The 12,250-nt window shown below is 71.8% G+C and carries 11 protein-coding genes; 3 read left to right on the top strand and 8 right to left on the bottom strand.

The genetic code is table 11. The annotated features are described in order from the left end of the window. Positions 1-22 precede the first annotated feature (22 nt). Entirely contained in the window at positions 23-373 is a 351-nt protein-coding gene (locus AB5970_RS02270) for a hypothetical protein (protein WP_370502271.1), read from the bottom strand. Between the two features lie 118 nt (positions 374-491). Beyond that, entirely contained in the window at positions 492-1,430 is a 939-nt protein-coding gene (locus tag AB5970_RS02265; protein ID WP_370502270.1) for an NAD(P)/FAD-dependent oxidoreductase, read from the bottom strand. A 67-nt stretch (positions 1,431-1,497) separates the two neighbouring features. On the opposite strand from AB5970_RS02265, the gene AB5970_RS02260 reads away from it, so the two are divergent. Next, positions 1,498-2,091 (top strand): helix-turn-helix domain-containing protein, encoded by a 594-nt coding sequence (locus tag AB5970_RS02260; RefSeq protein WP_370502269.1) that lies wholly within the window; start codon positions 1,498-1,500, stop codon positions 2,089-2,091. A gap of 39 nt (positions 2,092-2,130) precedes the next feature. Here AB5970_RS02260 and AB5970_RS02255 read toward each other — a convergent pair whose 3' ends face one another. The 6 genes from AB5970_RS02255 to AB5970_RS02230 form a co-directional block, all read right to left on the bottom strand. Next, on the bottom strand, positions 2,131-3,237 hold the full coding sequence (locus AB5970_RS02255) for an ABC transporter ATP-binding protein (protein WP_370502268.1): 1,107 nt from the start codon (positions 3,235-3,237) through the stop codon (positions 2,131-2,133). After that, positions 3,234-4,226 carry an ABC transporter permease gene (locus AB5970_RS02250; protein WP_370502267.1) on the bottom strand — a complete coding sequence of 331 codons (993 nt, stop codon included), beginning with the start codon at positions 4,224-4,226 and terminating at the stop codon, positions 3,234-3,236. The genes AB5970_RS02255 and AB5970_RS02250 overlap by 4 nt, the downstream gene beginning before the upstream one ends. A gap of 1 nt (position 4,227) precedes the next feature. Continuing rightward, positions 4,228-5,205 carry an ABC transporter permease gene (locus AB5970_RS02245; RefSeq protein ID WP_370502266.1) on the bottom strand — a complete coding sequence of 326 codons (978 nt, stop codon included), beginning with the start codon at positions 5,203-5,205 and terminating at the stop codon, positions 4,228-4,230. Continuing rightward, entirely contained in the window at positions 5,202-6,293 is a 1,092-nt protein-coding gene (locus AB5970_RS02240) for an ABC transporter ATP-binding protein (protein ID WP_370502265.1), read from the bottom strand. Before AB5970_RS02240 ends, AB5970_RS02245 begins: the two co-directional genes overlap by 4 nt. A 79-nt stretch (positions 6,294-6,372) precedes the next feature. Further along, on the bottom strand, positions 6,373-8,055 hold the full coding sequence (locus AB5970_RS02235; RefSeq protein WP_370502264.1) for an ABC transporter substrate-binding protein: 1,683 nt from the start codon (positions 8,053-8,055) through the stop codon (positions 6,373-6,375). A 117-nt stretch (positions 8,056-8,172) separates the two neighbouring features. Beyond that, positions 8,173-10,686 (bottom strand): beta-glucosidase family protein, encoded by a 2,514-nt coding sequence (locus AB5970_RS02230; RefSeq protein ID WP_370502263.1) that lies wholly within the window; start codon positions 10,684-10,686, stop codon positions 8,173-8,175. Positions 10,687-10,786: 100 nt separating this feature from the next. On the opposite strand from AB5970_RS02230, the gene AB5970_RS02225 reads away from it, so the two are divergent. Then, positions 10,787-11,440, top strand: a complete 654-nt coding sequence (locus tag AB5970_RS02225; protein ID WP_370502262.1) for a TetR/AcrR family transcriptional regulator — start codon at positions 10,787-10,789, stop codon at positions 11,438-11,440. A gap of 67 nt (positions 11,441-11,507) precedes the next feature. Next, the gene (locus AB5970_RS02220; RefSeq protein WP_370502261.1) at positions 11,508-12,245 is read left to right on the top strand and encodes a response regulator transcription factor; all 738 of its coding nucleotides are present in this window, start codon (positions 11,508-11,510) and stop codon (positions 12,243-12,245) included. The last annotated feature ends 5 nt before the right edge of the window (positions 12,246-12,250 follow it).

Genomic DNA, 12,250 nt, shown 5'->3' with positions numbered 1-12,250 from the left:
CGAGAGGGCCGCGCGGCCGCGCTCAGGGCGCCGGGGCCGGCTCGCCCGGCCCGACGACGACCGCGTGCACGCAGCCGCCCAGCCGCGCCCGCACGTCCTCGTCGGCGTTGATGCACAGCAGGCACCCGCCGCGGCGCTCGAGCTCCCAGCCGGCCTCGTCGATCGCGTCCGCCGCCTGCCCGCTGCGCAGGCTCACCGCCGCGAGGTCGAGCACCACCAGCGACGCCGACGCCGAGAGCGCGCCCAGCAGCGCCCGCAGCCGCCCGACGTCGGCCCGCCCGAACGACCCGGCAGGTCGCACGTTGGCGGTGAGCCACGCCGGGGCCGGTGCCTCGCCCGACCCGAGGGGTACTGCTGCGGTCACCGTGCTCATGGCGGGCCTCCCGGCTCTGTCGGTCACGTGGTCCTCCACGTGCTCGACCCCCACTCCACCGACCGGGCCTGTGGACTCCCTGGGGATGACCGGCTCTTTACCTGTGCTTGTCGCCGGCTCACCCGGCTGCCCGGGCCCGCTCGACCGCGCGCGCCGTGTCCTGCGCGATCAGGTCCGCGTTGATCGCCGCCGCCGCGCGCGTGCCGGCCGCCATCGCGACCGTCACCTGGGCCATGAGGTCGGTGGCGTTCCCCGCCACCCACACGCCGGGCACCGACGACGCCCCCATGAGGTCTGCGGCGGCGTGCTCGCCCACGCCCAGCTCGTGCGGCACGGCGCCGAGCCCCAGACCGGCCAGCCCGTCGAGCCGCGCCACGAACCGCGGCATGACCGCGAGCGCGGACCGGGGCACCACCTCGCCGCCCGACACCCGCACGCCGCTGAGCCGCCCGTCGGTGACCAGCACCTCCTCGACCCGGCCCCCGACGACCCCGATCCCGCGGGCCGCGAGCTGCTCGGCCTCCTCCGGCGTCGGGTCGGGAGCCGTGTGCTGCAGGAGGACGACGTCGTCGGACCACTGGCGGAACAGGAGCGCCTGGTGCACCGAGCGCTCGGACGTCCCGAGCACCCCGATCGGCTGGTCGCGCACCTCCCAGCCGTGGCAGTACGGGCAGTGCAGCACGTCGTGGCCCCAGCGCTCCCGCAGGCCGGGAACCTCGGGCAGCTCGTCGACCAGGCCCGTCGCGACCAGCAGGCGACGCGCGCGCTCCGTCGAGCCGTCGTCCAGCGACACGACGAAGCCGTCGTCGTCGCGCCCCGCGGACACGACGCGCCCGGACCGGATCTCCCCGCCGTACCCCTGCAGCTCGGTCCGGCCACGGGCCACGAGCTCGAGCGGAGGCACGCCCTCCTGCCCGAGCAGGCCGTGCACCCCGTCGGCCGGGGCGTTCCTCGGCGACCCGTCGCCGATCACGAGCACGGACCGCCGCGCCCGCGCGAGGGTCACCGCCCCGCTCAGCCCCGCAGCGCCACCACCGATGACCACGACATCTCTCATGCCGCCACCTTCCGGCGCCCGGTAGAAGGTCGGCAAGCATCGTTGCCGAAGTGGCAAGGTGGATCCCGTGGACGACATCGACCAGCTCATGCGCTCCGTCGGCCCGCGCCTGCGGCTCGCGCGGCAGCAGCGCGAGCTGACCCTGGCGCAGGTCTCCGACGCGACCGGCATCTCGGTGAGCACCCTGTCCCGGCTCGAGTCCGGCACCCGGCGCCCGCAGCTCGAGCTGCTGGTCCCCCTGGCCACGCTGTACCGGGTGCCGCTCGACGAGCTGGTCGGCGCGCCCGCGACCGGCGACCCGCGCATCCACCCGCGCCCGGTGACCGAGCACGGCAAGACGGTCATCCCGCTGTCGCGCCGGTCCGGCGGCCAGCTCGTCTACAAGCTCGTCCTGCCGCCCGCCCCGCCGACCCCCGACCCGGAGCTGAACACCCACGAGGGCCACGAGTGGCTCTACGTCATCGACGGCCACCTGCGGCTGGTGCTCGGCGAGCACGACCTGGTGCTCCCGCCGGGCGAGGCCGCCGAGTTCGACACGCGTGTGCCGCACTGGTTCGGCAACGAGGGCCGGGGACCCGTGGAGCTGCTCGTCATCTTCGGCACGCAGGGCGAGCGGGTGCACCTGCGCGCGCGGCCGAAGGACCGCCCCGCCCCCGGGTAGCAGCCCTTGTGGAGAGGGACCCGGGGGCAGGGGCGGGGCTCAGCGGACCTGCAGCTCCACCGGCACGGGCACCGGGTCGAACCCGGCGGCGGCCACCGCGGCCGGGTCGTGCCGCAGGCAGGCGACCGACCGGCGGGGGTCGTCGCCCTCGACCAGCGGCGCCACGAGCTCCGGGGTGATCGCCGCGCAGGCGTCGAACACGTGCGCGCAGCGGTCGCGGTACGGGCAGCCGCTGGGCAGGTTCGACATGTCGGGCGGCGAGCCCGGGATGCCGGTGAGCTCGCGCCGCGGCCCGCGCAGGGGCGGGAACGAGTGCAGCAGCGCGTCGGAGTACGGGTGGCGCGGGCGGCGGTACATGTCCTGCGCCGAGGCGTCCTCGACGATCTCGCCGGCGTACATGATCGCGATGCGGTCGGCGATCTCGATCAGCAGCGAGACGTCGTGCGTGATGAAGATGACCGAGAACCCGAGCCGGTCGCGCAGCTCCGCGATCTGCTCGACGATCTGCCGCTGCATGACCACGTCCAGGGCCGTCGTCGGCTCGTCCATGATCAGCACCTGCGGGTCGAGCGCCAGCGCCATGGCGATCATCACGCGCTGCCGCATGCCGCCCGAGAGCTGGTGGGGGTAGTCGCGCAGCCGGTCCGCCGAGATGCCGACGAGCTCGAGCATGCCCGCCGCCCGCTCGAGGGCCTCCTTCTTGGTCATGCCCGGCAGGTGCGCCGTGATGGCGTCGGCGATCTGCCGCCCGATCCGGTAGACCGGGTTGAGCGAGTTCATCGCGCCCTGGAAGACGATCGCCAGGTCCTGCCAGCGGGTGGCGCGCAGCTGGTCGTCGTTGAGCGTGAGGATGTCGGTCTGCTGGCCGGACCGGTCGGTGAAGATGACCTCGCCGCCCGTGATCAGCCCGGGCGGCGGCAGCAGCCGGGTGGCCGCGTAGGCCAGCGTCGACTTGCCGCAGCCCGACTCGCCGGCCAGGCCGAGCACCTCGCCGCGGTTGAGGGTCAGCGAGACCTGGCGCAGCACGTGCGTGGGGTCGTCGTCGTACCCGTAGTCGACCGAGAGGTTCTTGATCTCGAGCACGGGATCGGTGGCGGCGGCGTTCGCCCGGAACGCGCGCTGGGTGGCGGTGGCGCCGGTGTTCATGCCCGATCCTCCTTGGCCTCGTAGACCACCGGCGTGAAGCCGATGCGGGGGCGGATCTTGCGCTTGCGCATGGTGCGGGCGTTGAGCCCGACCGACCGCAGGCGCGGGTTGACGAACTCGTCGATGCCGAAGTTGATGAGCGTCAGCGCCATGCCGAGCAGAGCGATGAGCAGACCGGCCGGGACAAACCACCACCACGCGCCGCGCTGCAGGGCGAGCTGGGCCTGCGCCCAGTACAGGACGGTCCCCCAGTTCCACTCGTTGGTGGGCGTGATGCCGACGAACGACAGCGTGATCTGCGACAGGACCGCGAACCCGACGGTGCCGACGAAGCCCGCCGCGATGATCGCCGTGAGGTTGGGCAGGATCTCCGCGGTGATGATGCGCCAGGTGCTCTCGCCGTTGGCGCGCGCGGCCTCGACGAAGTCCCGTCTCCGCAGCGACAGCGTCTGCGCCCGCAGCACGCGCGCGCCCCACGCCCAGCCGGTCGCCGCGATCACGAGCGCGACGGTCAGGCCGCCGGCCGAGGGCAGCTGCCCGGCGATGATGATGATCAGCGGGAGCTGCGGGATCACCAGGAACACGTTCGACAGCGCGGACAGGGACTCGTCGCCGATGCCCCCGATGTAGCCGGCGGTCACGCCGACCAGCACGCCGATCACCGTGGCGACCGTGCCGGCCACGAACCCGACCACCAGCACGCTGCGGGTGCCCAGGATCAGCTGGCTCATGATGTCCTGCCCCTGGTGCGTGGTGCCCATGAGGTGCTCCCACGACGGCGGCTGCAGGATCGCCTTGCTGCGCGCGTTGGGGTCGTAGGGCGCGATCCACGGCCCGATGATCCCGATGAGGAAGAAGAACCCGAGGATCCCCAGGCCGGTGAGGGCCTTGGTGTTGCGCATGAACAGGAACCGGCGCTTGCCCTTGCGGGGCGGGGTCGCCTCGGGCGAGACCTCGAGGTCCTCGAGGAACGCGGCTTCGACGGTCATGTCAGCCCTCCTGACGCGTGCGGGGGTCGAGCACGCCGTAGGCGAAGTCGGCCAGGATGTTGGCGAGCAGCACCGCGAAGGTGATCACCAGGAAGCAGCCCTGCATGAGGGGGTAGTCCTTCGCGTTGACCGCGCTGAACAGGAAGTACCCGATGCCCTGGTACGAGAACACGATCTCCATGACCAGGGTGCCGCCGACGATGAAGCCGAGCGACAGCGCGAAGCTGGACACCTGCGGCAGGATCGCGTTCCGGGCGGCGTAGCCCATCCGCACGGTCCGCTCCTTGAGCCCCTTGGCCTGCGCGACGGTCACGTAGTCCTCCGACGAGACCGTCACCATCATGTTGCGCATGCCGAGCATCCAGCCGGCGATCGAGGACACGACGATCGTCATGGCCGGCAGGAACCCGTAGTAGATGACGGACCCGATGAACTCCCACGACAGGTTGGGCACCATGCTGCGGTCGTAGCTGCCGCTGGCGGGGAACCAGCCGAGCGTCACCGAGAACAGCGCTATGGCGATCAGGGCCAGCCAGAAGTACGGCACGGCCGAGAAGAAGGTCGACAGCGGCAGCAGCCCGTCCATCCAGGTGCCGCGGCGCCAGCCGATGCCGGTGCCCACCAGGGTGCCGATGGTGAAGCTGATGAGCGTCGCGATGCCGACCAGCCCGATGGTCCACGGCAGCGCCTGCTTGATCACGTCGATCACGGGTGCCATGTACGTGAACGAGATGCCGAGGTTGCCGTGCAGCAGCAGCCGCCAGTACTCCACGTACTGGTCCCACAGCGACATGTTCTTGTCCAGCCCGAACAGCGTGCGCAGGGCCTCGGCCGCGTCGGGGCTGATCCGGCCCTGGTTCTTGGCGATCAGGGCGCTGACGGGGTCGCCCGGCATGATCCGGGGGATGAAGAAGTTGATGGTGATCGCCGCCCAGGCGGTGATCAGGTAGAACACGATGCGACGCGCGAAGAACCTCATCGGTCGGCCTCCTTCACCACGTCCAGCAGGGCGACGTCCACCGCGGGACGCTGCCCGTAGGCGTCGAGCACGGACCCCAGCGACGGGCGGTCCTCGCGGTCGGCGTAGCCCCAGCAGGCCGCCTCGCGGCCCTCGCCGACCGGCATGAGCGGCGGCACCTCGGAGCGGCACAGGTCGTTGGCGAACGGGCAGCGCGGGTTGAACCGGCACCCGGCGGGCGGGGCCACCAGGCTCGGGGCCTCGCCGCGGGCACCGCGGGCGCGGGCCTCGAGGTCGTCCGGGTCGGGCGCCGAGCGCACCAGCAGCTGGGTGTACGGGTGCTTGGGGTCCTGCGTGACGGACTCCGAGTCGCCCTTCTCCACCACGCGGCCGGCGTACATGACCATCGTGGTGTCGGCGAAGTACCGGGCCGACGCGATGTCGTGCGTGATGTAGAGGATCGCGAGCTGCAGGCGGTCGCGCAGGTCGCGCAGCAGGTTGAGGATGCCCAGGCGGATGGACACGTCGAGCATCGAGATGGGCTCGTCGGCCAGCAGCACCTCGGGGTCCGCCGCGAGCGCGCGGGCGATGGCGACGCGCTGCCGCTGACCGCCCGAGAGCTCGTGCGGGAACTTGTCGATGTACCGCGCGGCCGGGCGCAGCTGCACGCGGTCCAGCAGCTCCTCCAGCGCGGCCTCCAGCTCGACGCCGCGCAGGCGACCGCGGTGGATCTTCAGGCTGCGGGTGAGCATGTAGCGCACGGTGTGCACGGGGTTCAGCGACCCGAAGGGGTCCTGGAAGATCATCTGGACCTTGCGCACGTACGCGCCGAACGCCCGCCGGTTCTTCACCGTGGCGTCCTGCCCGTGCAGCAGGATCTGGCCGCCCGTGACGGGCATGAGCTGCGCGAGCAGCCGGGCGATCGTGGACTTGCCGGAGCCCGACTCCCCCACGAGCGCCACTACGCGGCCGCGGTACAGCTCGAGGTTCACGTCGTCGACCGCGTGCACGACCTTCTGCGAGCGGAAGCCGCGGACGGGGAAGTGCTTGCGCAGGTCGATCGCCTGCAGGACAGGGCTGTCGGGGGGGTCTTCGTGCGGGGAGCTCATCAGGTCACCTTGCAGTCAGGGTGCGGGCCGGGCACGGGGTGCGGCGGGCGAGGGTGCCCGCCCGCCGCACTCCGTCACCTCACTCGGTCGGCTTCAGCTTCGACAGGATGAGCGCAGCCTGCGGACCCGTCGGCTGCGGGTTCGCGTACGGGTCCTCGTCGGTGGGGAAGCCCGTGTAGTTGACCGTCGAGTACTGCGCGACGGCCGGGCGGGACCAGATGACCAGGCCCGGGACGTCCTCGACGAAGTGCTTCTGGACGACGTCCAGGGCGGCGGCGCGGTCGTTGTCCGAGGTGCCGGCCTTGAAGTCGGCGAGCGCCTGGGTGACCTCGTCGTTCTTGTAGCGACCGAAGTTCCAGGTCGCCGACTCACCGAGCGGCACGTAGGACGCGCCGTCCATGATGTTGGAGTACATGTTCCACGGCGTGGAGCCCCCGTCGGTCCAGTGCAGCGACGCCTGGAAGTTGCCGAACGGGATGATGTCGTTGAACCACGTGTCCTGCACGACGCCCTCGACCGTGGCCTCGGCGCCCAGCTTCTTGGCGCCCTCGCCGATGATCCCGAGCGCGTCGAGGTAGTCGGTCCAGCCGGTCGGGTTCTGCAGCTTGAAGGAGACCTTCTCGCCGTCGGGGTCGACCAGCGCGTCGCCGTCCCAGGTGTAGCCGGCGTCCTTGAGCACCTGCTTGGCGCCGTCGACGTCGACCGTGAGCTCCTGGTCCGCGTACGCGTCCGAGATGAACGCGTCGCCCGAGGGCTGCGGCAGGCCGGTCACGCTCTTGATCTGCGGCCACACGCCGTAGCCGGCGGTCGCCGAGATGTCCGCGCGGTCCACGACCATGTTCAGCGCCTTGCGGAACGCCACGTCGTTGAACGGCTTCGTCTCGTTGTTCAGGTAGAGCACGTCGACGCCGAAGCCGCCGCCCGCCACCTGGTGGAAGTGGTCGGGGTCCTTGGCGATGAACGTGTTCTCGAAGTCCGGGATGAACGTCCAGCCCCACTGCGCCTCACCGGTGGTGAGGGCCGTGGTCAGGCCCGCGTTGTCGTTGAACGTGTCGTACCGCAGCGTGCCGACGAGCGGCTTGGTGCCCCAGTAGTCGGCGCTCGGCTCGAGGGTCACCGACTGCGGGGTGAACGTCTTGAGCTTGAACGGGCCCGTGCCGATCATGTCGTCGTCGGTCCACGTGACCGGGTCCTGGCCCTCCCAGAGGTGCTTGGGCACGATCAGGAGCTTGTACAGCTTGGCCTGGTTGACGTACTGGCCCGACAGGAAGTTGACCGTGACCTTGTTGCCGTCGACCGTGATGTCGCCGTACTGGTCGGGGAAGTCGGTGTTCAGCTCCTTGTGGTCCTTGCGGAGCTGGATCGAGTAGGCGATGTCGTCGGCGGTGAAGTCCGTGCCGTCCGACCACTTCACGCCGTCGCGGGCCGTGATGACGGCCTGGGTCGAGTCCGGGTTCCACTCGACCGACTCGGCGAGCCACGGCGTCGGGGGGTCGGTCGGCTTGAGCTCGTTGACCTGCATGAGCGACTCGTAGACCGCGAACGCGTACCCGAGCGAGAGCGACGCGGAGCCGTTCGCGAGCGGGTTCTGGTTGGGCTGCTGCGGGCCGTTCGGCATGCCGATCGTCAGGATCTTGTTCGACGCGCCGGTGGTGCCACCGGACGAGCCGTCGCTGGTGCCACTGCCGCCGGAGCAGGCGGTGGCCAGCAGCGCGAGGGTGGCTGCCGTAGCGACCACCGTCGAGAGCTTGCGGATTCTCACGAGTGCCTCCTTGCACTGATGTCGGAACTGCGGGTCGTTCACTTCTGGCCCGGCCCGACGGGACTGCGGATCCCGTCGGACCGGAGCTGCTGTGCCTGGTCGGGCTGCAGGTGCTGACTACGCCGGCGCGGTCCTGGGGAGGGCCACGTCGACCGTGAGGCGCAGGTCGACCGAGGACCGGCCTACGCGGATCGGGTAGGTACCGGCGGGGGTGACCCAGCCGGGCTGTGCCGAGTCCCAGGTCCGGAACGCTCGCGCGTCCACCCGGACCTGGACGTTCGCGTGCGCGCCGGCGGAGGCGTGCACGACGCTGAACCCGCCGAGCCAGCGGACGGGACGATCAGGGGCGTCCTCGGGCGGCTCGACGTAGACCTGGACCACCTCGTGGCCGTCGCGGGCGCCGGTGTTCCGGACGGTGACGTCCAGGACGACGGACCCGTCCGGGTCGACGGCGCACGTGACGGCCTCGTACTCCCAGCTGGTCCAGCCGAGCCCGTGGCCGAAGGCCGCGGCCGGGGTCCGGCCGAGCCGGAGCCACGAGCGGTACCCCACGTGGACGCCCTCGTGGTAGTCGACGACCCCGTCGACGGGGATCGCGTCCGGCACCGGCACGTCCGACTCGTGCGCTGGCAGCGTCCACGGGAGCCGGCCGGTCGGCTCGGTCACGCCGGTGAGCACGTCCGCGAGCGCCTCGGGCCACTCCTGCCCGCCGAGCCAGGCCCACACGACGCACGGCACCTCGTCGAGCCACGGCAGCAGCACAGGGGCACCGGCGTTGACGACGACGATCGTGCGGGGGTTCGCGGCGAGCGCGGCCTTGACCAGCTGGTCCTGCGTGCCGGGCAGCGCGAGGCTGGTCCGGTCGTAGCCCTCGGACTCGATCTCCTCGTTGGTGCCGACGACGACGACAGCGAGGTCGGCGGCGGCCGCGGCCTCGACGGCGACCGCGAGCAGCTCGTCCGGCGAGGTGCCGGGGATCCGGTGCACCAGCTCGGCGCGGGCGAAGCTGGCGTAGCCCACCGGGTGGACCGCCTGCACGACCGCGTCGATCTCGACCGTCGTCGGCTCCGTCACGTCGATCACGAGCGTCGCGGGCACCGGCTGGTTCACGCTCGAGTCGAGGATGACCTCGGCGCCGACCACGTGGTCGCTGGTCGACAGCAGCTGTCCGCCGACCGTGATCGCGTGCTTGCCGACCGTCCCGACGCCGACCTCGTGCCGGCCGGGCTCGTCGAGCCGGACGGTGGTGCGGATGCGCAGCGCCGCCGCCAGGCCCGGGACCTCCCGCAGCCAGCCGTGCCACGCGGTGACGTCGGCGCCGGCCAGCACGGCGCCGTCGGCGTCGAGCAGCTCGCCCAGCGCGCCGGCGTGGCCCTCGGGCGTGGTGCAGCGGCCGGCCAGGTCGAGCGCGGGCGGCAGCAGCCGGGACACGGCGCCGGGGTGGACGTCGACCTCGACCTCGCCGAACGCCTCGCGCAGCGCGGCCTCGGGCGTCGACAGGTGGTCCGGACGGACGAACGCCGACCCGCCGCCCTGCACGAACGGGTGTACGGCGTTGGGCCCGAGCAGGGCGATCCGGGTGACGTCGTCGGGCGCCACGGGCAGCGCGTGGTCGTGGTCGCGGAGCACCACCATCGACCGGGACACCAGCCGGCGCAGCACCTCGCGGGCGTCCACGTCGGCCACCCGGTCGCGGTGCGCGCCCGACGGCTCGACGCCCTCGAGGGCACCGACACGCTGTGCCAGCCGCAGCAGGCGGAGCACCTTGGCGTCCAGCAGCGCCTCGCTGACGTCGCCCGCACGGACCGCGTCGAGCAGGCCGTCGCCCCACGGGCCGTCAGGCCCGGGCATCTGCAGGTCGAGCCCGCCCTCGGCGGCGCCGACCACGGACTTGGTGGCCACCCAGTCGCTCATGACGACGCCGTCGAAGCCCCACTCCTCCTTGAGCACGCCGGTGAGCAGCGGGCGGTGCTCGGCGGCGGTCGCGGCCGTCGTGCCGTCGTCGATGCCGGAGTACGCGCTCATCACCGACCACGCCTGCGCGTCGTGCACCAGCTGCTCGAACGGCGCGAGGTACACCTCGCGGAGCGTTCGCTCGTCCACGCGCGCCAGGTAGCTGGTGCGCTGGGTCTCGGAGTCGTTGGCCACGAAGTGCTTGACGCACATGCCCACGCCGCGGTCCTGCGCGGAGCGCACCACGTGCACGGCGATCGCGCCGGTGAGCACCGGGTCCTCGGAGTAGCACTCGAAGTGCCGGCCACCCACGGGCGTGCGCTGCAGGTTCACCTGCGGGGCCAGCACGACGTCGACGCCGTGCCGGCGGGCCTCGGCCGCGAACACGTGGCCCACCTCGTCGGCCAGGTCCACGTCCCACGTCGCGGCGAGCGCGCTGGGGGCCGGGAAGGACGCGGACGTCTCGTCGGCGGACTCGGAGACGCCGCGCACCCCGGCGGGGCCGTCGGAGACGTGCATCGCCCGCAGGCCGATGCGCGGGACGGCGGTCGTGGACCACAGACCGGCGCCGACGACGAGGCGGACCTTCTCCTCGAGAGTCAGGGCTGCCAGCAGCTCGCTGAGCTGGGTGGTGGGCCGTTCAGCCGTGGGCGGCTGGGTGGCCGTGTCGAGTGACACGGGGCGGTGCTCCGATCGGACGTCGTTGTCTTCTGCCGAGAATGAAAGCACAACTTACTGACCTGTCAGTAAGTGCGATAGTCACAGTATGGTTTCAGTCATGGACGCCGCCGTTCCCCCTGCCGCCGCGCCGAAGCGCCGCGCGCGGCAGCCCCGCCAGGCCACCGCCGAGCGCCGCGCGGAGATCCTGCGGGCGGCTGCGAACACGTTCGGGTCCAAGGGGTACAAGAACGGGTCGCTGACCGAGGTGGCCGAGCAGGTCGGCATCACGCACGCCGGCGTGCTGCACCACTTCGGCTCCAAGGAGCAGCTGCTGGTCGAGGTGCTGGAGTACCGCGACAAGGAGGACGTCCGGGACCTCGAGGGCCAGCACATCCCCGACGGCATGGAGCTGTTCCGCCACCTCATCCGCACAGCGCGGATGAACGTCGACCGGCCCGGCATCGTGCAGGGCTACTCCGTGCTCACGGGCGAGTCCGTCACGGAGAACCACCCGGCCCGCGGGTGGGTCACCGACCGCTTCACCATCCTGCGCGGCGAGATCCAGGCCGCGATCGTCGAGGTCGGCGGTGGGAGCGTGCCCGAGGACGTGGCCGCGTGCGCCGCCAGCTCGATCATCGGGGTCATGGACGGCCTGCAGGTGCAGTGGCTGCTCGACGACCGCGTGGACCTGCCGGCCGCCACGCAGTTCGCCATCGAGGCGATCCTCGCGGCCGCCATGCTGGGCACCGAGCGACCGCACCCGCTCGACTGACCGGGCACTCAGCCTTTTCACAGGTTCGGTTCAGGCGTACGCCAGGAACCGGTCCGAACCTGGGGACATGACGACGACCACCCTCCGCCGGCCGGACTCCCTGTCCCGTGCCGACGGCTCCCCTGTCCGTGCGCTCGTGGTCGACGACGAGCCCACCCTTGCCGAGCTGCTCTCCACCGCCCTCCGCTACGAGGGCTGGCAGGTCGACCACGCGCTGAGCGGTCACGCCGCCGTCCGCGCCGCCAAGGCGCTGGACCCCGACGTCATCGTGCTGGACGTCATGCTCCCGGACCTGTCCGGCATCGACGTGCTGCGCCGCGTCCGCGCCACGCGCCCGAACGTCCCCGTGCTGTTCCTCACCGCCAAGGACGCGGTCGAGGACCGGATCGCGGGCCTCACCGCCGGTGGCGACGACTACGTGACCAAGCCGTTCAGCCTCGAGGAGGTCGTCGCCCGCCTGCGCGCCCTGCTGCGCCGCACCGGTGCGGTGTCGTCCCGCGAGGAGGCGGTGCTCGTCGTCGGCGACCTGCGGATGGACGAGGACAGCCACGAGGTGTCCCGCGGCGGCGACGACATCCGCCTCACCGCGACCGAGTTCGAGCTCCTGCGCTACTTCATGCGCAACCCCAAGCGCGTGCTGTCCAAGGCCCAGATCCTCGACCGCGTCTGGCAGTACGACTTCGGCGGCCAGGCCAACATCGTCGAGCTGTACGTCTCCTACCTGCGGCGCAAGATCGACAAGGGCCGCACGCCGATGCTGCACACCCTCCGTGGAGTCGGCTACGTGCTGAAGCCCTCGACCTGAGGTTG

It is taken from the genome of Cellulomonas sp. ICMP 17802 (assembly GCF_041295535.1).
GTDB lineage: Bacteria > Actinomycetota > Actinomycetes > Actinomycetales > Cellulomonadaceae > Cellulomonas.
The sequence above is the reverse complement of the archived record's forward strand: the minus strand, read 5'-3'. Positions and strand labels throughout refer to the sequence as shown.